At 45.2% G+C, this 20860-nt stretch carries 16 protein-coding genes and 3 pseudogenes; 10 read left to right on the top strand and 9 right to left on the bottom strand.

What is annotated here, in order from left to right; genetic code table 11:
* The first annotated feature begins 69 nt into the window (after nucleotides 1–69).
* On the top strand, nucleotides 70–315 hold the full coding sequence (locus tag AC0L66_RS18655) for a hypothetical protein (RefSeq protein ID WP_265675434.1): 246 nt from the start codon (nucleotides 70–72) through the stop codon (nucleotides 313–315).
* On the top strand, nucleotides 305–1024 hold the full coding sequence (locus tag AC0L66_RS18650; RefSeq protein ID WP_473570353.1) for an HAD-IIB family hydrolase: 720 nt from the start codon (nucleotides 305–307) through the stop codon (nucleotides 1022–1024). Before AC0L66_RS18655 ends, AC0L66_RS18650 begins: the two co-directional genes overlap by 11 nt.
* Before the next feature lie 188 nt (nucleotides 1025–1212).
* On the opposite strand, the pseudogene yghU reads toward AC0L66_RS18650, so the two are convergent.
* Together yghU and AC0L66_RS18640 are read right to left on the bottom strand one after the other, a co-directional pair.
* Nucleotides 1213–2076 (bottom strand): annotated as a pseudogene (gene yghU / locus AC0L66_RS18645) (glutathione-dependent disulfide-bond oxidoreductase).
* Nucleotides 2077–2337: 261 nt separating this feature from the next.
* Nucleotides 2338–3015 (bottom strand): glutathione S-transferase family protein, encoded by a 678-nt coding sequence (locus tag AC0L66_RS18640; RefSeq protein ID WP_265675437.1) that lies wholly within the window; start codon nucleotides 3013–3015, stop codon nucleotides 2338–2340.
* 459 nt (nucleotides 3016–3474) lie between these two features.
* Here AC0L66_RS18640 and AC0L66_RS18635 point away from each other — a divergent pair, with 459 nt between their 5' ends.
* Complete coding sequence (locus tag AC0L66_RS18635) at nucleotides 3475–3852, top strand: hypothetical protein (protein WP_473570351.1); 378 nt, start codon at nucleotides 3475–3477, stop codon at nucleotides 3850–3852.
* A 58-nt stretch (nucleotides 3853–3910) separates the two neighbouring features.
* Here the strand turns inward: AC0L66_RS18635 and AC0L66_RS18630 are convergent, their stop codons facing one another.
* Nucleotides 3911–4828 carry a LysR family transcriptional regulator gene (locus AC0L66_RS18630; RefSeq protein WP_473570349.1) on the bottom strand — a complete coding sequence of 306 codons (918 nt, stop codon included), beginning with the start codon at nucleotides 4826–4828 and terminating at the stop codon, nucleotides 3911–3913.
* 144 nt (nucleotides 4829–4972) lie between these two features.
* Between AC0L66_RS18630 and AC0L66_RS18625 the strand changes: the two genes are divergently transcribed.
* Together AC0L66_RS18625 and AC0L66_RS18620 are read left to right on the top strand one after the other, a co-directional pair.
* Nucleotides 4973–5413 (top strand): PACE efflux transporter, encoded by a 441-nt coding sequence (locus tag AC0L66_RS18625; RefSeq protein WP_265675446.1) that lies wholly within the window; start codon nucleotides 4973–4975, stop codon nucleotides 5411–5413.
* 130 nt (nucleotides 5414–5543) lie between these two features.
* Nucleotides 5544–5954: a DUF2061 domain-containing protein gene (locus AC0L66_RS18620; RefSeq protein WP_473570346.1), complete on the top strand. Its 411-nt coding sequence runs from the start codon at nucleotides 5544–5546 to the stop codon at nucleotides 5952–5954.
* Nucleotides 5955–6122: 168 nt separating this feature from the next.
* Here AC0L66_RS18620 and phnX read toward each other — a convergent pair whose 3' ends face one another.
* The 3 genes from phnX to phnW are packed head-to-tail and all read right to left on the bottom strand — an operon-like array spanning nucleotide 6123 to nucleotide 9440.
* Nucleotides 6123–6971: a phosphonoacetaldehyde hydrolase gene (gene phnX / locus AC0L66_RS18615; RefSeq protein ID WP_473570344.1), complete on the bottom strand. Its 849-nt coding sequence runs from the start codon at nucleotides 6969–6971 to the stop codon at nucleotides 6123–6125.
* A complete protein-coding gene (locus AC0L66_RS18610) occupies nucleotides 6964–8337 on the bottom strand; it encodes an aspartate aminotransferase family protein (protein WP_473570342.1) in 1374 nt (457 codons plus the stop codon). The genes phnX and AC0L66_RS18610 overlap by 8 nt, the downstream gene beginning before the upstream one ends.
* Complete coding sequence (phnW, locus tag AC0L66_RS18605) at nucleotides 8337–9440, bottom strand: 2-aminoethylphosphonate--pyruvate transaminase (RefSeq protein WP_473570340.1); 1104 nt, start codon at nucleotides 9438–9440, stop codon at nucleotides 8337–8339. The genes AC0L66_RS18610 and phnW overlap by 1 nt, the downstream gene beginning before the upstream one ends.
* A gap of 312 nt (nucleotides 9441–9752) precedes the next feature.
* Between phnW and AC0L66_RS18600 the strand changes: the two genes are divergently transcribed.
* The 5 genes and pseudogenes from AC0L66_RS18600 (at nucleotide 9753) to AC0L66_RS18580 (ending at nucleotide 15585) form a co-directional block, all read left to right on the top strand.
* Nucleotides 9753–10760 carry a putative 2-aminoethylphosphonate ABC transporter substrate-binding protein gene (locus tag AC0L66_RS18600; protein WP_265675452.1) on the top strand — a complete coding sequence of 336 codons (1008 nt, stop codon included), beginning with the start codon at nucleotides 9753–9755 and terminating at the stop codon, nucleotides 10758–10760.
* Between the two features lie 194 nt (nucleotides 10761–10954).
* Nucleotides 10955–12097: a putative 2-aminoethylphosphonate ABC transporter ATP-binding protein gene (locus AC0L66_RS18595; protein WP_265675453.1), complete on the top strand. Its 1143-nt coding sequence runs from the start codon at nucleotides 10955–10957 to the stop codon at nucleotides 12095–12097.
* Between the two features lie 80 nt (nucleotides 12098–12177).
* Nucleotides 12178–13831 (top strand): annotated as a pseudogene (locus AC0L66_RS18590) (putative 2-aminoethylphosphonate ABC transporter permease subunit); the annotation flags it as partial.
* 58 nt (nucleotides 13832–13889) lie between these two features.
* A pseudogene (phnR, locus tag AC0L66_RS18585) lies at nucleotides 13890–14604 on the top strand (phosphonate utilization transcriptional regulator PhnR).
* 81 nt (nucleotides 14605–14685) lie between these two features.
* Nucleotides 14686–15585: an EamA family transporter gene (locus AC0L66_RS18580; protein ID WP_473570338.1), complete on the top strand. Its 900-nt coding sequence runs from the start codon at nucleotides 14686–14688 to the stop codon at nucleotides 15583–15585.
* A 41-nt stretch (nucleotides 15586–15626) separates the two neighbouring features.
* Here AC0L66_RS18580 and AC0L66_RS18575 read toward each other — a convergent pair whose 3' ends face one another.
* From AC0L66_RS18575 to melA, 3 genes are all read right to left on the bottom strand, one after another.
* Entirely contained in the window at nucleotides 15627–17837 is a 2211-nt protein-coding gene (locus AC0L66_RS18575; RefSeq protein ID WP_473570336.1) for a hypothetical protein, read from the bottom strand.
* Nucleotides 17838–17934: 97 nt separating this feature from the next.
* Nucleotides 17935–19362 (bottom strand): melibiose:sodium transporter MelB, encoded by a 1428-nt coding sequence (gene melB, locus AC0L66_RS18570; protein ID WP_473570334.1) that lies wholly within the window; start codon nucleotides 19360–19362, stop codon nucleotides 17935–17937.
* 80 nt (nucleotides 19363–19442) lie between these two features.
* Entirely contained in the window at nucleotides 19443–20795 is a 1353-nt protein-coding gene (melA, locus tag AC0L66_RS18565) for an alpha-galactosidase (protein WP_473570332.1), read from the bottom strand.
* Nucleotides 20796–20860: the final 65 nt, after the last annotated feature.

Raw genomic sequence — 20860 nt, 5'->3', positions numbered from 1 at the left:
TATCGTCCCTTTTTTTATGAAGAAAATAACAGATAATATTTATGTTGCTACCATGGATGAAATACCGATATGTTGCTGAAAGAATTTAGAACCCATTTTGAACGTGGTGATATTGAAGGTGCTATCGCAGTTAAATCGAATCAAAGTGACCATTATTATTTACTAGTGGTCAGTAAAAAATGGGGAGTGAATAGTTTTTTAGAAACTGGAAAGACGTTAAAACCAAGAATATTTAAAACAATTAAGGCGCTATTAAATACCGCCCAAAGTATTGGTATCTCTCCTCACTATGTTGAGATTGAATATGGACTATAAACTTATTGCCATTGATATGGATGGCACATTGCTCAATGCCAGTGGCGAGATTATGCCCGTAGTGCGGGAGGCGTTATTTTCGCTACGTCAGCGCTACCAGATTGTTCTTGCTACGGGTCGCCATCATACGACAGTGTTACCGTACTATAAGCAACTTGCGCTTGATACTCCGATTATCTGCTGCAACGGTTCTTACTTATATTATCCAGATAGTGAGCAATACCGCTATCAGAGTCCTATATCTAAAGCGAATGTGCAGTTTTTCTTGGATCAGTGCCACTCTTTGGATCTTATCGCCTATGTGGATGACCGAATTATTCTTAAGCACACGCATCCGGCGAACTACATCAGTAAGCTAGAACAGTGGGCTTTAACGCAACCAGCCTCTATTCGACCGAAAATTGAACGAGTTGACGACCTTGCTTCAGAGTTGTTGGGATCAACACACGTGTGGACCTTTGTTACAGAAGGTGACTCAAAAGCCATCGACGCTCTGATTGCTCTCGATCACTTGCAACGTGCATTTTGCTACGAACATTCGTGGTTTAACCGTATTGGTTTCAATAACCTTGGTAATAGTAAAGGGCGGCTACTTGCTCGATATCTGGAGGAAATGGCGATCCCGACGAGCCAGGTTATGGCTATTGGCGATAATGATAATGACGTGTCTATGATTGATGTTGCTAAGCGTAGGCGTAGCGTTAAGTAATGCGACGCCAAAACTTAAAATGCGTGCTAATCACATCACTCTCGGTAGCAATAATGACTTTGGTATGATGGAAGCGTTTGCGTTGCTTACACCATGAGAAGATGCTCATAAGTAAAAGCTTGAAACACAAAAAAGTCGAGGGTATCCAAGTCATTAGGATCCCCTCGCTTTTAAATGTCAGTAAGGCACTACTCTGGCTTTAATGAGAGTACGTGATCAATGTCTTTAGCGCTGTGACGCTCTGGTACTTGCTCCCACTCTTCACCCCACGAGCGGTTTAAGATGCGCCCACGCTGTACCCCCTCTCGAGCTTCTAGCATTTTCGCCCATCGCATGACATGCGTGTAACTTTCAACTTGTAAAAACTCGGCGGCGTCATACAAGTTACCAAGCACGACATTGCCATACCAAGGCCAAATTGCCATATCTGCAATCGTGTATTCTTCACTCAAGCTACGTAGGTATTGGCAGCAAGTTGTTTGTCTAACACGTCCAACTGGCGTTTTGCTTCCATGGCAAAGCGATTGATGGGGTATTCGAATTTTTCGTCGGCATACGCATAGAAATGCCCGAAACCACCCCCTAAGAAAGGCGCAGAGCCTTGCGCCCAAAATAACCAATTGAAAGTTTGCGTTCGCGCCGTCCCTTCGTTAGGCAGAAAGTGCCCAAATTTTTCGGCAAGGTGCACAAGGATCGAAGCGGATTCAAATACATTAACGCTTTCTTTACCGGAACGGTCGACCAACGCCGGGATTTTTGAGTTAGGGTTTACGCCGACAAAACCCGATGAAAATTGATCGCCCTCACCAATATTAATGAGGTAAGCATCGTATTCCGCTTCTTTGATGCCAAGTGCGAGCAATTCTTCTAGAAGAATGGTGACTTTTTGTCCATTAGGAGTACCGAGTGAATACAGCTGTAATGTGTGGTCACCAACTAAGTAGTGCTTTATCATGGGTAGACCCAGACACAGGGCGATTAATGCTGGCCCATTTATTGCCACCTTTTGTGTCGTGAACCCAGATTTTCGGCGGTGTATATTGATTTTCCATACTAACTCCTAAGTTAAATCGGTAAGGGCTAAGCTAAACGCGAAGGCTTAAACTAAAGTACTAGAGGCTCACGTTACTCACTAAGACATTAAACGATGTTTAATTCTAGTTCAGTATTTCAACGTGCATGATCCAAAGCGTTTTATTAATGATAATCATCGCCATAAATTCACCATGAAGGCTGCGCTATGGATGTGCGAATAAGTCAGCGAACCTCGCTAACTTATTGTTATTTATTCAACATGACGACGAGACGATTGTCTAATCTTTCGCGTAGTTCTGTGGGAACAGAGCACGTTTAGTAACGTCATCTTGTTCGGTTTTGAACTCAATGTCGTTGCCAACATCGCGAGCTACTTGCACGGCTGGACGCTGGCTAATGGCATCAAACCAACGCTTCAAGTTGGGGTAAGGGGTAAGCGCCTCTTCTCCCAGCACAACCGCAGCTTTGTCAACCCAACCCCACGCGGCGATATCGGCAATACTGTAGGTTTGCCCAACAAGGTAGTCTCGGCCTTTTAAGTGTGTGTCGAGTACCTCGTAGTGACGTTGTGCTTCGCGCAAGTATCGATTGATCGCATACGGGATCTTCTCAGGCGATGCGTGTCGAAAGTGAACCGATTGACCCGAGAATGGACCCAGCCCAGAGGCTATAAACATTAACCAAGACAGCATCTCACCACGATCTTCAGGCTTTCCTGCTAGCAGCCCTGTTTTTTCGGAAAGGTAGAGTAAAATTGCATTGGAATCAAATACTCTTACACCGCCGTCTTCAATCGCTGGTGCTTTACCATTCGGGTTGATCGCTCGATATTTAGGGCTGTGCTGCTCACCTTTATAGGTATCAACAGGAACGAGCTCATAAGGCAGACCCGTTTCAGCGAGATACAGTGCGACTTTCATTGGGTTCGGTGTCTTGTGAAAGTAAAACTTTAGCATGTCATTTTCCTTTGAATTAAGTCTATTGGGATGCATCACTAGACCTTTCCTTCTTGTGATAAGCCACACTATAGAATTATTTGAACGATCGTTCAAATAAATATTGAACGAATGTTCAAACTAGTTTCAATTAGTGAAGTTCGTAACCAGATATTGGCGTATAGATTGATCGACGGTTAACACACCTTTGCGGTTTAAGATGCGTTAACGTTATGGAATTTATGAATCTTGCGGATATAAGATCCGCAATGGCGGAAAGGTTTATACGCGGATTTTGTTGTGTTTTTTGAGCGATAAAAACAGGTCATACAGTAATTCAATGTCGTCTTGCTCTATGGACATCATGGCATCCATTTTATGGAAACTCGCATAGTGCGGTTTTCAAATAATGAAAACAGTACTGCGTATACTGACTCAAATAGCGTGAAGCTAATTGGCATAATCCAGATGAGGCGTGTAATGAAAATAGAGAATTTCCCCTTTCCCCTAGCGAGCGTGGCATTGCTGGCAATCGTCATGCTGTTTTCTCCCGTGAGTCATGCATTATCAAGTCCAGAAGCAAGTGTCGTGACAGGTCAAACCGAGCAATACGCTCGTGTTGTTGCCCGAGGGAAGTTACTTAGTTTGACGAAATGGAAAGTCGAAGTAGATTTTGGGCAAGAGGTAGAAATTGGTATTCGAAATAAAGATCTTCTTCGTGATGAGGCAGGCAATACAGTTGCCTTTAACTCGCCCATTGATGCGGTGAATTTTTTAAACTCGAAAGGTTGGGTACTCGTTTCTGCCAGTTCATCTTCAGACAATTTCTCTGCGATACTAAAGCGAACGGTGCAATAGCACCATTTATTGGATACTATTTAATGCAAAGGTTTACGCTAAGGGGCAGTTAAAAAGCTTAAGGTTCAAATTTGCTCGTATGCTCCCAGCGATTTTCAGTTAATCGGTATTGTTTAAGGGTGTCGAGGACGTGTACGAGTACTGGTCCTGATGCGTGACTTCGCGATACTAGGCAGCCCACCGCCGTTAGCCAACCATTAAATTCATGTGCGACAGGTAATGAAACCACCGAGTTCTGCTCTAACGATGTCTTGATAAGTAGCTCAGGAACGAGCGCCCAACCAATACCTTGGCGCACAAGATCAATAAGGGTTTGGTGATTATTGGCATACCAGAGCTTGGAGCTAATTCCGTAGCTGAACCACAGTTCTTTTTGTTTCGCACTACGGTGGACGCATTGGCGATAAAGTTTTAGATCATCATGCTCTACGATAGGAAGCGCGGCTAACGGGTGCTCCGGTGAAGCAATGGTCAAAAACTTCGCCTGTCCCATAATAAAAAAGTCCATGTCGACTTTTAGCTCCCCATCGGCGAATACAATACCCGCGTGCGCTTTTCCCGTACGAATTAGATCTTCAATATCGAAGCTAGAAGCCGTGATGATTTCAAAGTGCGTAATGGGAAACTGGTCGGCTAACGGGGTCAATATACTTAAAAAATCATCGCTGACCATACTTTCATCGATAGCGATGACAAGCTCATGTTCGTACGCATTAGTGAGCGCCGTCGCCTTTTGATCGAAGTAAACCTGTTGCTGCAATATAGATCGCGCAATGGGCAGTAAGGCCTCACCACTTTTTGTTAAGGTAGGTGTGTTTTTATCTCGGTTGAATAACTCTTGGTTAACGGCAATTTCAAGGTTAGCCACGGCTTGACTGACACCTGATTGAGCACGCTTTAGTTTGCGTGCCGCCGCTGAGAATGAGCCATTTTCACATACGGTGACGAAGACTCTTAATTGTTCAAAGCTGTACATGGGTATGCCTCTATTCGCGATGTTTACTAAGTGAATAACAAAATAAGCTATCACCAATTGTGATGGCTGTTAACTTTATTTGCACGCTCACCCTGACATAATCCCAACTTCATTTTTGAGTAAGTAAGCAGGTTGGAGCAAATTATGGGAACACTAGAGCGTGTTTTTCATTCGGTATTATTTGAAACGTTGGCAGTCACATCGTCTATCCTTGGATTGGCGTTGTTTACCGATCATGATATCGGAGCGCTATCAGGAACAATGATAGTTATCGCTACGATGGCGATGATCTGGAATTATTTGTTTAATTTGGGGTTTGATAGAGTAATGCCGGGTGAGAAAACCCAGCGGTCAATGTCACTACGAGTCATTCATGTCCTACTATTTGAGGCGGGATTGCTGTTTTTCACTATTCCAGTGATGGCTTTTATTCTGAAGGTGAGTTTGTGGCAAGCATTGTTAATGGATTTAGGCGTGACGATATTCATCACCATCTATGCGTTTCTTTTTAACCTTATCTATGACCATGTTCGGGCTCATGTGTTGCAGCGAAGAGTGTTAAAAGGTGTTAGAGCGGTATCGTAGGAAAGTGAATGTCTGATATTTCGATTTTTAATTAATAGGTTTTAACTATTGAATAATTAGATTCAATCTGTTTTGTTCGTTGTGAAGTGTTGGGTATAGTGGAGACAATTGAACACAACAGGACAACATCATGGCGAAAACACTTAGGTTTGCATCAATTCACTTTACCATTGCATTTAGCGTGGCGTATGTTTTTACTGGTGAGATCATTCTGAGTAGCATGATCGCCATGCTGGAACCCGCAGTGAATACAGTGGCGTTTTATTTCCATGAAAAGTTATGGGAAAAATCGCAATGGCTGAAGTCATTAAGTCAAAATGTTCGCATTAAAACGGCGTCATTTGCAGTGGTTCATTATAGTGTCGCGTTTTCGGTGGTATACGCACTTACCGGAAGTGTAGTTGCTGGTGGAGCCGTGGCATTGCTAGAGCCTGCGATTAATACGGTAGCTTACTTTTTACATGAAAAGTCATGGAATAAAAGAGCTAGCAGAGAAAATGCTGTTATTGTGCCGAATCAATCTGATTGTGTTACCGCTTAGTTGGCTTCGTTATTAGTTAATACAGTTATTGGCGATACAGTTATTCGTGACCTCGTTCTTAATAATACGGCTATAAGTGAGATTATTGGAATACTGACCTGTTCTATAGGAAGAAACCCAGTGCCATCTGTTATGGCACTGGGTTTTTAGTTTTGATTGACAGCGTGCCTAGGGCCTTTCACCAGCGCTTAAGCGCTTTTCTATATCTTTAATGACGCTCGGAAGATCATTAATCGTATCTATTAAATAGTGTGGTGAAGCTTTACCAAGCTTTTCACGTGCTCTTTCGCGAGCCGCATTTAATGTGGCTTCATCGGCTGCTTGGTATTCTTCTAAGGTTAAGCCAGCTTCATTACCCGATAGTAATAGTCCGACTGTCCACATTCCAGCGTTGTGACCTTCTTCAATACCGGGAGCGGCATCGTCAACTTTTACGCAAGCGCCAACGCAAGTGACATTTAGCTCAATCATGTTTTTTAGTGCCATGAACGGAGCTGGGCGACCACCTTGAGAAAGGTCATCCGTTGCCACAATATAGTCCGGCTCATAGCCATAGTCTTTCGCAGCAGGGATCAAGACATCCATGACCTCTCTTGGGTAACCTGAGCAAGAACCTATTTTAATACCTTGCTGCTTTAGCCCGTTGACCACATCGATAGCGTTGAGAATAGGTTCGGCGTGATCGGCGACTTTTGCTTTTTGTAGCGGCATAAATGTCGCGTAAATTTGGTCGATATCGCTGTCAGTCATCGTGCGACCAAACTGCTTTTCCCAGCGCTGAGCAACGGCTGGCAGGTGACCGACCGCTTTAATATGATCCCACTTACCAATGCCCATTGGCTCACGTGCTTCGGCAAGCGTAATGTCAAAGTCATAACCTTGCCTAAAGGCTTCCACAAAAATACTGGTGGGTGCAAATGAACCAAAGTCGACAATGGTGCTTAGCCAGTCAAAAACGATGGCTTGAACAGGCGACTTAGTGGAGGCACTTGGTGTTGCTGAATAGAGATTAGACATAATTAAAATCCTTGCATACTTTGGCGATCGCGTGCTCGAAAATGTCGAGGGCTTGCGTCAGTTGTTCACGAGTGATGATGAGCGGTGGGCTCAACTGTATAACGTTACCTTGCGAGACCTTAAAGCTCAGTCCCTGATTGAGGCATTGATACAACACGGATTCTGCCTCGTCATAGGCGCGCTGTTTGGAGACATGATTGGTCACCAGTTCAACGCCCCATAACAACCCTATTCCGCGTACGTCACCGATCACAGGGTAGGTTGCCTTCATTTGCGTTAAGCGAGCTTTAACAAACTCACCATCCGCGCGTGTTTTTTCTAGTAATTGATCGTGTTCAATGGCTTCCATGGTTGCCAACGCTGCTGCACATCCTACGGGGCTTTTTTCATGGGTGTAGTGCCCCAGTGATATCTCTGCAGCGGTGTTATATTTTTCTTTGGTCACCATGGCAGCAATAGGCACGAGTCCTCCCCCTAATCCCTTACCAATGCATAAGATGTCGGGTTCAATATCAAAGGCTTGATACGTAAACCACTCGCCACTGCGGCCCATGCCGTTAGGAATATCATCGATGATCAATAAGACATTATGCTTGTCACAAATCTCTCGAATACGTTGCCAATAGGCTTTGCTTGGTACTTGTACATCGGTATTGCGTACGCCTTCAGCAATAAATGCGCCTATGCCACCTTCTTTTTCGATCACATATTCTAAGTAATCCGCGTAATGAACATCGCTGCCGTCTTGAGAGGGCAGTGCACCACGGTAAGATATAGCAGGTGGAATACGCTCAACCCCTGCCATTAATGGCCCCATGCCTTCACGAAAACAGGCTTCTCCACCAACGGAAATGGCATCAAGGGAAGCACCATGAAAGGAATCCCAAAGTGACACGACTTTGTGACTGCCTGTGATGTAACGAGCTAACTTTAGTGCCATGCCGACAACGGAGGTTCCGCCCGGTGCAAAGAGCACTCGGTTTAGGTCGCCACTACAGATGTCGGTGAGTTTTTCCGCGCATTTGACCGCCGTCTCGTTGGTAAAGCGACGGGGAGAAAATGGCAGTGAATGCATTTGCTCAGTGACGCGCTTAATGACGTGAGGGTGACCATAACCAAGTTGATGGACATTGTTGCCATGAAAATCCATGTATCTCTTGCCACGCGTATCTTGAAGGTAAATCCCTTCCGCAGCTTCCAGTGAATCAAGACAAGGTGTTGACATCGATTGATGTAGAAACACATCCGAATCGCGTTTAAGTAAGACTTGAGTGGCCTCGTCTTGAATATCAGACATCCATGTTTGGCGAGCGGGTGTGTTGTTCACATCCCCCTCGCTGCGTAAGTGAGTTGCTTGATCTGACATTATTTGATTTCCCAATACATCGAGCTCTTCACAGCAGTGATAAGACGTGAGATATCCGCCGGATGCACATCACCAATATTACCGATACGGAAACAGTCAGCGTTGGAGACTTTCCCCGGGTAAATCACAAAGGCTTGTGCTTTAAGTCGGTTGTAAAACTCTTTGAATTGGTAATCACTGTGCTTTGGTGAGTAGAAAGAGGTGATGATTGGTGAGTGCAGGTCATCATGGAGCAATGGCGCAAAGCCCAAAGAGCGCATGCCTTCGACTAAGGTTTTTTGGTTAGTCTGATAACGCTGATGGCGAGCGGCAATTCCGCCTTCGTTCTGCAGTTCTTGTAGTGCTTGGTAAAATGCTCGCACGGTATGCGTTGGCGAAGTGAAGCGCCATTTGCCGTGGTTGGCCTCCATACATTGCCATTGGTCATAGAGATCTAACGTCAGGGAGCGAGCTTGTCCTTGGCACTTTTCAAGCGAAGTTTGTTTCGCGATGACAAAGCCAAATCCAGGAACACCTTGAATGCATTTGTTGGCCGAGCTAATCATAAAGTCGATGTCTAAGTCACCGATATCCATTGGGATGCCTCCAAAGCTGGACATCGCATCTAGGATCACCGCCTTGCCGTGCTGCTTTGCGAGTTTTATTACCGACTCAATAGGATTGAGCATGCCAGTTGTCGTTTCGCAATGCACAATGGCAATATGAGTAATGTCAGCATCACTTTTGAGTGCGTTTTTTATTGCTTCTAAATTTGGTTGCTGCGTTTCGCCCAGAGAGATGACACAGGTAGGAATGGAGAGGTAGTCCGCAATTTGTGCAATGCGAGCACCGTAAGCGCCGTTATCGATAACCAAAAGTTTGTCATTCTTGCCAAGTGCACTGCCGATTGTTGCTTCAACAGAGGCCGTGCCACTGCCTTGCATGAGCACACTGGTATAGCCGGGGTGGCGGGTCGCCAATTGTGTTAGCGATGAGCGAATGACCTCAACGACGTCTTTGTTGTAGTCGTCATCCCATGTGCACCAATCTTTAAGCATCGCTTGTCGAACGGTTTCAGAGGTAGAAAGCGGGCCGGGCGTAAGCAGTAAGTATTCGTTTTTCATTATCACTTCTCATATTGGACTATACCAGGTTGTTGTGGCTACTTTAGCAATCCTTTTTATTGTTCGTAAAGGGGGAGAAATTAGATTTAATAAAAGCTTCATAGTTCGAAATGTAGCGAAAATCGTTGTCATCGAATTAGTCATAAATCGTCGCAAAACTGCCATTTTTCGTTCATTTAATCGTCATAAATGAGAATTACCGTGTAATTATAAACTGGTACATACCAATTAAGGTGTGACCGTCAATGATGACTTTAAAGGCGACGTGCAGATAAACAGCAAGTCGCCACAAAAATGAAACTGGAGATGGAAATGAAAAACCGTTTGATGAAAGGGGCACTCGCAACGTTGGTTTCTTTGTGGGCAACGAATGCCTTAGCAGCCACGGAAGTGACGGTGTATACCGCTTTTGAAACCGATATTCTTGCTAAATATAAGAATGCGTTTGAGAAGGAAAACCCTGATATCGCTATCAAATGGGTGCGTGATTCGACAGGCATCATGACGGCTAAACTACTGGCTGAAAAAAACAATACTCGCGCAGACGTAGTGTGGGGATTGGCGGGTTCATCCATGGCGCTACTAAAAGAAGAGGGCATTCTTAAGTCGTATACACCGCAAGGTCTAGAAAACTTGAATGCCAATTTGAATGATCCGCAATCCAGCCAGGCGTGGTATGGAAACGACGCATTCTTTAATGCGGTTTGCTTCAATGAAATCGTCGCAGAGCAGTTAAACCTGCCAAAGCCTCAGTCTTGGGAGGATTTAACTAAGCCCGTTTATCAAGGGCACATTGCGATGCCAAATCCTGCATCTTCAGGAACGGGTTACATGCAAGTGTCTGCTTGGTTGCAGAACATGGGCGAGACACAAGCTTGGGATTACATGAAGAAGCTAGATAACAACATTGCCCATTATACGCATTCAGGTTCAAAACCTTGTGTTCAAGCGGCGATGGGTGAAGTCGCGATTGGTATTTCGATGGCGGTTCGTGGTGCTAAGTTGAAAAACCAAGGCGCACCACTGGCCGTGATCACACCAAAAGGGATTGGCTGGGAATCTGAAGCCGTCGGCCTAGTGAAAGAATCGGATGCAGCAAAGCGCGTTGTGGATTGGTCCGTTTCAAAAGCGGCGAATGAACTCTACGTTGAATCTTACCCTGTCGTGGCCCACAAAGAAGTCAAAGCCGTGGTATCAAACTACCCTGAAGTGGAAGGCGCGATGGCGAAGATGGATTTCGCGAAAATGGGTTCAGACCGAGCAGAAGTATTAAAAACATGGTCACAAAAATTCGATTCAAAGTCAGAGCCTAAGTCCTAAGATAACCAAGCGGCTTTAATATCTAATAGAGCGGCAAACTCCGAATAAAAGAAGGCAGCTATTAGGCCTTCTTTTTGTCGTTTTTACTTGCGAAACCAAACAACAATGAAATTGAAATCAACCTGAAACAAAGCTGTCATTGCAATGAAATATAGCAATCTTAGTATTGGTATATACCATTTGGAGAGAAAGTGATGACAGTATCCAATCCTTATCTAGACATTCATAATGTAGTGAAAAAATTTGGCCAGTTCACGGCATTGAAAGAGATTTCATTATCCATTGAGCGCGGTGAGTTCGTGTGTTTTCTTGGGCCTTCTGGGTGCGGTAAAACCACGTTGCTGCGTGCGATTGCGGGCTTGGATCTTCCTACTTCAGGACGCATTTTCCAAGACGATAAAGACACCACCTTCCTCCCACCAGAAAAGCGTGACTTTGGCATTGTCTTTCAATCCTATGCGTTGTTTCCCAATCTTACCGTGCAAGAAAATATTGCAGTAGGACTAAAGAATCAGGGGCTGTCCAACAAAGAAGCATTGGAGAAAGTCGAACATTGGTTAGACATGATTGGCTTGCCGACATCAGCCAACAAGTTTCCCAATCAACTGTCCGGTGGGCAGCAGCAGCGAGTCGCACTTGCACGAGCGTTGGCATTATCACCAGGCTTATTGTTGTTAGATGAACCTCTGTCGGCATTGGACGCGAAAGTGCGTACTCACCTTCGTGATGAAATATGCCAGATGCAGCGTCGTTTGGGCATCACTACTATCATGGTGACCCACGATCAAGAAGAAGCGCTGTCGATGGCCGATCGTATTGTGGTCATGAATCATGGTGTGATTGAGCAGGTTGGTACGCCGCAGGAGATCTACGAAGCGCCAGCGACGCGTTTTGTTGCGGATTTTGTCGGTAGCATGAACTTCATAGAGGCGTCCGTCGCTTCGAGTCAATCGTTAAGGGTTGCCGAGTCTATGCTTGCGTTACCGACCTTAGATAATATGCAGCTAAAGCAGGGGGATATCTTCCAGCTGGCTGTTCGACCAGAAAATATTCAGTTTGTGGAGCGGGCGAGTGAGGCGATTCCGGTGCGAATTATCGCGAAAGAGTTTCAAGGCGCTTATTACCGCGTTGAGGTAGCGATGCAAAACGCGCCGCTAGCGACCTCTTTATATATGGATGTGCCCGTGAAAGACGTTAAGCGTTTCAATTTACGTCGTAATGATATCCGTTACATTGAATTTGGTCACACGGGATTACGTGGTTACCCATTAGAAAAACAAGTGTTCGCGTCTCCGCTGGGTAGTACTGCAAGCCATGTTTCAGAGCAGGCGGCGTAGGAGGCAATATGGACGCAACTTCAACGCTTTCTTTTGGCGAGACAATGAAAAGACGCGCGGTAATGGCTAGCGCCAAGATGAGCCAAGATAACTGTATTCTCTTGGGTTTATTAACGCTGATCTTTATTTTTATGATGCTGTTTATCATCATGCCGCTATGGGCAATGATGAAAAAGAGTGTTCAAAATAGTGATGGTGATTTTGTTGGCTTGGATAATTTCTTGGCCTATTTCGCAACGGATAGCCTTTGGGTGTCTTTGAGCAATACCTTCACAGTTGGTTTGATTGTGACTGTCGTCGTGGGGATATTGGCGTTTGGGTATGCTTATGCATTAACACGAACGTGTATGCCCTATAAAGGTTTGTTTCGCTTTATGGGGGCTGCTCCCATTCTAGCGCCATCGTTACTTCCTGCGATTAGCTTAATCTTCTTGTTTGGAAATCAAGGCGTCGCTAAAGCGTTGCTGCAGGGCAACTCGGTATACGGTGTGATTGGTATCTCGCTGGGACTGATTTTCTGGACCTTTCCGCATGCACTCATGATTCTAACGACGTCACTGCGCACCTCGGATGCCCGTCTGTATGAAGCCGCCAGAGCGCTCAATACTTCTCCGATCAAAACATTTTTTATGGTGACATTGCCCGCCGCTAAATACGGTCTAATTAGTACGTTAATTGTGGTATTTACGCTCGTTGTCTGTGACTTTGGTGTGCCGAAAGTGATTGGTGGTAGCTACAACGTGTTAGCCACTGATATTTTTAAGCAGGTGGTCGGCCAGCAAAATTTTTCAATGGGTGCGGTCACCAGTATCTTATTGTTACTGCCTGCCATACTAGCGTTTACCGTTGATCGCTGGGTGCAAAAGAAACAAAAGAGCATGTTAGATTCACGTTCTGTGCCGTATCAACCAGAGCCAAACAAATTGCGCGATAGCCTCAGCTTGCTGTATTGCATGTTCATTTCTTTTGCGGTTGTAGTAGTACTAGGTATGGCTATTTATGGTTCGCTGGTTACGTTCTGGCCATGGAATAAAGCACTGACACTAAACAACTATAACTTCGCGGAAATGAGTACCTATGGTTGGGATCCTTATTTTAACTCCTTAAAACTTGGTATGTGGACGGCTATCGTGGGTTCTATTGTCATCTTTCTTGGTGCTTATGGTATTGAAAAAGGATCGGGCATTTGCTCCACTGAGACAGTGGATGCAAATGATGAGCGTGATCCCAATGGCAGTGCCGGGTTTGGTACTTGGTTTAGGCTATATTTTTTACTTTAATGATGCCAATAACCCGCTGGGCGTACTGTATGGCACGATGGCGTTTTTAGTGATCAATACGGTAGTGCACTACTATACCGTCGGGCATATGACAGCATTGACGGCGTTAAAGCAGCTACCTGCGGAGATTGAATCGACCGCGGCATCGGTGAAATTGCCGCAATATAAGTTGTTTTTTAAAGTCACATTACCTTGTTGTTTGCCTGCGGTATTAGATATAGCGATATATTTATTTATCAACGCTTTAACAACGACATCGGCAGTAGTATTCTTATATTCAACCCAAACAATTCCAGCGTCGGTATCGGTACTGAATATGGATGATGCAGGGCAGACGGGATCGGCGGCCGCGATGGCGGTGATGATTATGATCTCTGCGGCGGCCGCTAAGTTGTTGCACATGGCGCTCGGTAAGTGGCTTGAAGGTAAGACGCAAGCATGGCGTGTACGATAGAGTGGGGTTTGATCATGTTCATCCTACCCAGTGCAAAAGAATAGAATAAGGATACGAAGTGCAATACGTAAAAATAAAAGATGCGCTTGTAGAGCAAATAGAGTCGGGTACCCTAATGCCAAGACAGAAATTGCCCGCAGAACGCAAATTGGCGGAGTCGTTTGATACCACACGAGTAACGTTACGAGAAGCGCTGTCGCTGTTAGAAGCTGAAGGTCGTATTTTTAGAGAAGATCGTCGAGGTTGGTTTATTTCACCGGAACCGCTGAAGTACGATCCCACAGAAACCCTTAACTTTACTAATATGGCGTTGAGCCAGAACCGTCAGCCACACACTACGCTGGTCGCAGCAAAAGCGATGATGGCGACGAAAAAAGCCGCAGAGTTACTTAATCTGCCGCCATTTTCTGATATTTTTCGTGTTGATCGTGTCCGGTATTTGGAAGATAGACTAGGTTGTCTTTGTGACGAATTATATTCGCACTGAGCAGTTTCCTAACTTACTTAGCCATGATTTGTCTTTATCCTTGACGGATATTTATCGAGAGCAATATGGCGTGGTGTACAGCAAGGTTAAGTATCGAGTGAGCACCACTTCTTTATTGGGCGAAATGGCGCAGGCTCTACGAGCAACGTCCGGCACGCCGACAATGATGGTCGAACGCATCAACTACAATCAACATGGTGAGCTTATTGATTGTGATATCGAATATTGGCGCCACGATGCGATCAGCATTGAGTCTGTGGCTCAGTTGCAGGCAAACCAGCGTTAATTAGCGTCGTGTCATAGAGCGTGGTTTCATGCCACGCTTGAGTCTTTTATCCCAATCCATCATCTTTTTAAGGAACTCACCTTGACGTTTTATGCCGTGCTATTAGTGGTGTTCTCAGCTTTGCTCCATGCAGGCTGGAACGTATTAGGTAAGTCGAATAATGGGTCTGGTTATTCCTTTACCTTGGGAGCGTCGCTTGCTCCTTTTATCCTATTGCTTCCTTATTTAGTATGGTGCTTATCTGTTATCGGATTCGATAATTTAACGCTGTCTTTTTGGAGCTTGTTATTCTTTAGCGCTGTGGGGCAGGTGGTTTATTTAGTTGGTTTGTTAAGAGCCTATAATCTTGGGGATATTGGCGTGATATATCCCATCGCTCGAGCCCTTCCAGTGTTGATGGTCGGGGTTATCACTGTTGCAATAGGCCAAGCACTCACGTTTAACGCATGGCTAGGGTTTTCCATACTCACGTTAGGGTGTTTGCTAGTGCCTATGCGGCACTTTAAAGACTTTAGGCTACGCTCATACGTGAACCATAGTGTTTTCTGGGCGTTTATCGCGGCGGTTGGCACCACTATTTACTCTGTTGTGGATAAGCAAGCATTAAGCTGGCTACAATACGAAACCGATGGTTTATCGTCTCATCAGGTTGCGATATTTTTTTTAGGGATGCAGTTTGCTGCTATCGCCATTGTCCTCATTACTTGGCTGTTACTCACTGGCAAGCATCATGAGTTAGCCTTAACGTGGCAGTACCGTTATCGCTCCGCGACCGCGGGTATTATGATGGCGTTGACTTACGGTATGGTGTTGTTTGCCATGACCATGGTGGATAACGTGAGTTATGTGGTGGCATTGAGACAAGTAAGCATCATATTTGGTGTGCTAATGGGTATTTGGTTTTTAAACGAGAAGTGGTTTTATACTCGTGGCGTTGGCGTGAGCTTGGTTTTGGTAGGGCTACTGATAGCGTTAGTATAAACGCCCAATATCGAGATATTGGGCGAGATCTTTTTACGTGGTTATTTATGTATAACCCTTGTCTCATCGGCTGAAACAGAAACCGTCACATAGCTGACGGTTTGCCCGTTAACTTGCTTTTGTTCGGCTTTGATGGATTGTCCATCTACGATTAGTGATGCATAGTTACCATAGAACCAGGCCTCCCATTGTAATGTTTGTGTTGAATCGTTAGTGAGTGTTGATTGGTGCAATCCATCATGGCGAATAGTCACCTCATGGCTGCCCATTGGCAGTTGTGTCACTTCTAACCAGTCAATATCATTCGGCAAATGTGATGCCGTCACTAATTGGTTGTTCGCCGCGTCAGGTTTTATCCCCATTAAGCCTTCAATAGTATTAGAGATAAAGGTAAACGAGATCTCAGGGTAGTCACCATTGGTGCCTTGCGTTGGCCGTTCGTGCGGTTGATCCTTGATATCCATAATGTACTGCATCCACTTCCACGCTTCGTTATTTCGGTTGTATGGGAAGTAGGTTTCAGGGATATACGTGTAGGCTTCAATGTTATTTGGTGCTTCCGGTGTTGTCCCGATACCATCGCCCAAATTCTCGGCGATAAAGTCTAAGTACCTGTCGTTGCGCTCACCGGGTTCGGTGATACGTTTCATCGGCATAAACCAGCTGTTTTCTTTGCCAAAATCGTTCATACGGAAACCGTCTCTTTGAACAATATTGACGTAGTTGTCCAGCGGCTTTTCGGGATCGGCAATACTCCAGTCTTCATTAAAGTAAGTTTTTAGCTGTTGTGCTTTTTCACGCCACACTGCCGCTTCACTGTATTCTTCTCTTGCTTCTAGCATAGCGGAATAGGCAACCGTAGCTTGATACTGCGAGCCGATGCCATCTCCAGCTTCAATTGGGAATTCCCCACGCTCGTTGTAAGTGGCGGAGCCTTCAAAAATACCGCCGTAACCTTCAGCAATGCCATTGGGATCTTGGTCGTCATGCAATTCGATATAGTCGGTAAGCACCTTGGTGTAGAAGCGCCATAAGTCTTCGTCTTCAATGTAGCGCGTATCACCCGTCCATTGATACTGCTGCCACGCTTTCTCTACAAACTCAAATTGTGCGGGCACCTCACGCACAAACCAGTCGTCATCTTTGTAGTCGATGGTGTGGGCCGAACCGTCGAAGTTAATTGCCCATAATGTGTACCACTTTCTCGATTCGGTAGCGTGTTTAGCAAAGGTCTTGAACATAGAGAAGTTTTCGAGATCTAGCCCCGCAATTTTTGCCCCGCTCGCTTGGTGTAAAAAATCCCGTGAATAGAATGCGGTTCGATCAAAGTAGCCGGCCCAATAAGAAGGAATGTAGTCAGCGGTTCCGTCCCCATCGTTATTGAACTCATCACGGTTGAGTAAATCATGTTGCCCTGTCATCACAAAGCGGCGGGTTTTATCCATCGCCCACTCGAAGGAATCTTGCAGCTTTTGATTGGAAGAGGTGACGACAACTTGTTTTTCTTTTTCGATGGCTTTGATTGTCCATCGCTGTTTATTGCCTTTTTTGTCTGTCACGATGGCGCGCACTGGCTGAGTAAAATCAACCGTATCGCCACTTTCTAGTGATAGTTGACTGCTTGATGAGATCAGTATCTCGTCGATGGTGATATGGCTTAGATCTGTACCGTAAGGTACGTAGAACGTTATTTTCTTGGATTTTTTATTGAGGTTGGTTGCCCCGACTTGTTCGTGAGCTGAAAACTGAATGATCTGATTGAAATTGAGCGGTTTATTTTTGTTATTTTTAATTAGTCCGACACTATCCACACTCACGCCACCACGCTTAGAACCGGAGAACCAGACTTTCAGTTGCTCTCCTTTCTCTAAAGGAATGTGCTTAAGCTTATTGCGCTTATATTTCGAGCTTTGTTTTACTTTGTCCCGCACTAATATTTCATCGTATAAATTTGTTATTGCGAGAGTGGCGTCTTGCCCTGGGCTGACGATAAACGCGGATAAATCGTAGTAGCCACTTTCAGGGATGGTCACTTTTTGGCTGATGTGATGGTTTTGGCCTTGTGCGATACGGCCTCTGTATTCCCCCTCGTGGGTTTGATCGCTTTTGATATTGGCGAACCAATAACTCCAGCCTAAGCCTTTGTTTTCAAAACTAGGGTTGACAATTATATTGTCGCTTTGTTGTGCAATTGCCCCGCCAGATAGTGTGAGGGCAAAAGTGATTGCGGATGCAAGGACTTTACGTTTCATACTGTTCTCTTTATTGGAAGTGGAATGATTAGCCGTGTTTGACGTGTTAGTGCATCAGTACAGATTGAATAACCTGTACTGATTTTGTTGTTAGGGTTTATAGCACTTGAGCGGGCTCTGCTGGTTTCGTTGGTTTTTCGTGGTCAGAGCGGTCATGGGTAACGTGATCGTATTTTTCAGTCAGATGGTCTTGAATCTGCTGGTGATAAGCGCCGTTTAGCTTGTAGTAGCGGAAGTAAATGATGAGCGCGATAGCAAAGAAGAATGCGGGTAGCCCTACCATGATGCACTGCATGCCGAATACGGTGTCAGCGCTTTGCTCTACGTTCGGAATATAATTCACTGCGGTGAGCGCTATACCGATGAAGAATGCGGCAAACGCAGAGCCAGCTTTCACCACCAACGTTTGTACTGAGTAAGCGATACTTTCGCAGCGCGATCCCAGTTTATATTCGCCGTAGTCAACAGTGTCTGCGACCATAATAACGTTTAATACCCAAAATAAGGCCGTGCCAATTTGCAGTAGCACACCTGCTGTTGAAATTAGTAGGATGCTTTGTTTGTCGTACATGCCGACATAGATAAGGACGGCGCTGCCTAGGATTGGAAAGCTAGATGCGCAGGCCCATAAGACGCGGCGTGAAAACATTTGCGCCAATTTAGGGAATAGCACCAGAGTAATGAGATTGGCGATGCCAGCATAAGCCATGTAGTAAGGGAATAAGGCTTCATTGCCAACGACATAGGTGAAGTAGTACACCGCAAACGCCATAATGATGTTGGTTGCTAAGTTGTATGACAACGCCATACAGAGCACGCTGGTGAGTTGGTCATTTTTGTAGATTAGCGTGAGCAATTTTTTCAGCGATACTTTTTCTTCCGGCTGCGTAGCGTCTAAATTGGCGGTTGAGTAGCGTTCTTTAACGTTACGTAAAGTGATAAAAGTTGAGACCAAGAAACAGGCGATCAGTAAGAAGGTAAACACTTGAAATCCGAAGCCTTTATCGTCGCCACCGACGTAGTTAATAAATGGCATCGCAATCGCAGCGGTGACGATCCATGCTAAGCTAGCAAAGAACCTAGGGTAGGGAACCAGTTCTTCACGTTCGCGTTTATCGAGCGTTAACGTGGGTACGAGAGACCAGAAAGGAATGTCCATTAATGTATAGGTCATGCCCCAAAGAATATAAGTCACCGCGACATAGGCAATAAGCCAGGGTCCTTCGATGTAATGGGCACTAAATAGCAGAATTAGGACGACAGAATTGGCAATAGTACCGATTAAGATCCATGGCTTAAACTTGCCCCATCGACTGCGCGTGTTGTTGACGATCCAGCCCATGATAGGGTCATTTACCGCATCCCAGATCCGGGCCACAAGGAAGAGGGTTCCCACAGCGGCTGCCGAAATCCCAACCACGTCAGTGTAATAGAACATGAGGTACATGTAGACGATCGTGATGGCAAAGTCCTTGCCGAATGCGCCAAAGCCGTAGCTTAGCTTGGTATTCATAGAAATACTCATTGTTGCTCCTTACGCCCTCTCTTTGAGAGGGCGCTGATGTTCACGTTATTATTAGTTAAATTATTATTTTTGAAATGACATTACTGATGAACCCAACTTGGCAACCAATCGCCATGAGCGTCGATGAGGTCATCAACCAGTGCATATATCTCTTCTAGCCCAAGTACGGTTGCGGTGTGAGGATCAAGCAGCGCAGCATGGTAAATTCGGTCGCGATTCTCGGTAAGAATCGCTTCTGTTAATAGAGTTTGAACATTGATGTTGGTTTGCATCAACGCCGCTAAGTGGTTTGGTAGGCGACCCGCTTTTAGTGGTTGAACGCCGTTCGCATCCACCAAACACGCGACTTCAACACAACAGCCTTGAGGTAGGTTGTCGATTAAGGCTTCATTTTTTACGTTGCCGTAAATTACGCTTGGTGCACCTGTCAAAATAGAGTTCATAATTGTGCTCGCGTACTCATGCGATTCTTGAACCACAATTTGATCCGCGTTCTTAAAGGCTTGTAAGTCTTGTTTCCAATCAGCAATTTGTTCTACACAACGTTTAGGATATTCATCAAGTGGCACTTTATAACGTTCTATTAAATCTGGGCGATTTGGTTTGATAAAATATGGCGTGTATTCAGAAAAATGTTCCGATGACTCTGTGACAAAGTAGCCAAGCTTCTTAAACATTTCGTAGCGAACGAGGTTTGTGCAGCGCCCGTTGTGGTGAAGGCCAGGTTTTGGTGCTTTGCCACTTTCAAACGCTTCAAGAAGATCGGGATAGATGTCGACGTAGTCACCTTGCGGTGTTTTTTTCTCTAAAGTCAGGTAATAAGCCATGTGGTTAATGCCAGCACAGGTGTAGCGCAGATCGGCATAATCGATATCCAAATCACGGGCAAGCTCTTCGGCGGTTCCTTGTACGGAATGGCACAGACCAACTTGCTTAATATGGGGGTACTTTTCATACATCGCCCACGTATTCATCGCCATTGGGTTGACGTAATTCAACATGGTGGCATCTGGACATACTTCTGTCATGTCTTCACATACACTCCAGAGGTGGGGAATGGTACGTAGCGATCGCATAATGCCGCCAGGGCCTAATGTGTCGGCAATGGTCTGCTCTAAGCCGTGGCGTTTGCAGACGTCAAAGTCGATGACCGTACAGGGTTCATAGCCACCAATTTGGAAAGCAATCACTACAAAGTCCGCGTTTTTTAGCGCTTCTTTTTGGTTAAGGTGACAGGTGATGGTGCCTGTGGCTCCTGCTGACTCCATGAGCTTACTAACGACTAGGTGAGATTCTTCTAGACGCAGTTCATCGATATCCATCAATGCGATTTGTGCTTGTTTAAGCGCAGGCTTGTGAAAGACATCACCCAGAATGTTTTTAACGAAAATGGTGGAGCCAGCACCGATGAAGGTAATTTTAGGGGTTTTCATAGTTGAATCCTATCTCTTAACGTTCTGTTTCGATGGAGATAAGGTACACCTTGCGCAAGGGGGAA

The sequence above is a fragment of the Vibrio sp. GJ43-1 genome (assembly GCF_055808835.1).
The sequence above is the reverse complement of the archived record's forward strand: the minus strand, read 5'-3'. Positions and strand labels throughout refer to the sequence as shown.

Bases quoted from the DNA above. Each gene is read 5' to 3' on its own strand.
- AC0L66_RS18655 (WP_265675434.1), top strand. From the start codon at position 70: ATGTTGCTGAAAGAATTTAGAACCCATTTTGAACGTGGTGATATTGAA.
- AC0L66_RS18650 (WP_473570353.1), top strand. From the start codon at position 305: ATGGACTATAAACTTATTGCCATTGATATGGATGGCACATTGCTCAAT.
- AC0L66_RS18640 (WP_265675437.1), bottom strand. From the start codon at position 3,015: ATGCTAAAGTTTTACTTTCACAAGACACCGAACCCAATGAAAGTCGCA.
- AC0L66_RS18635 (WP_473570351.1), top strand. From the start codon at position 3,475: ATGAAAATAGAGAATTTCCCCTTTCCCCTAGCGAGCGTGGCATTGCTG.
- AC0L66_RS18630 (WP_473570349.1), bottom strand. From the start codon at position 4,828: ATGTACAGCTTTGAACAATTAAGAGTCTTCGTCACCGTATGTGAAAAT.
- AC0L66_RS18625 (WP_265675446.1), top strand. From the start codon at position 4,973: ATGGGAACACTAGAGCGTGTTTTTCATTCGGTATTATTTGAAACGTTG.
- AC0L66_RS18620 (WP_473570346.1), top strand. From the start codon at position 5,544: ATGGCGAAAACACTTAGGTTTGCATCAATTCACTTTACCATTGCATTT.
- phnX (WP_473570344.1), bottom strand. From the start codon at position 6,971: ATGTCTAATCTCTATTCAGCAACACCAAGTGCCTCCACTAAGTCGCCT.
- AC0L66_RS18610 (WP_473570342.1), bottom strand. From the start codon at position 8,337: ATGTCAGATCAAGCAACTCACTTACGCAGCGAGGGGGATGTGAACAAC.
- phnW (WP_473570340.1), bottom strand. From the start codon at position 9,440: ATGAAAAACGAATACTTACTGCTTACGCCCGGCCCGCTTTCTACCTCT.
- AC0L66_RS18600 (WP_265675452.1), top strand. From the start codon at position 9,753: ATGAAAAACCGTTTGATGAAAGGGGCACTCGCAACGTTGGTTTCTTTG.
- AC0L66_RS18595 (WP_265675453.1), top strand. From the start codon at position 10,955: ATGACAGTATCCAATCCTTATCTAGACATTCATAATGTAGTGAAAAAA.
- AC0L66_RS18575 (WP_473570336.1), bottom strand. From the start codon at position 17,837: ATGAAACGTAAAGTCCTTGCATCCGCAATCACTTTTGCCCTCACACTA.
- melB (WP_473570334.1), bottom strand. From the start codon at position 19,362: ATGAGTATTTCTATGAATACCAAGCTAAGCTACGGCTTTGGCGCATTC.
- melA (WP_473570332.1), bottom strand. From the start codon at position 20,795: ATGAAAACCCCTAAAATTACCTTCATCGGTGCTGGCTCCACCATTTTC.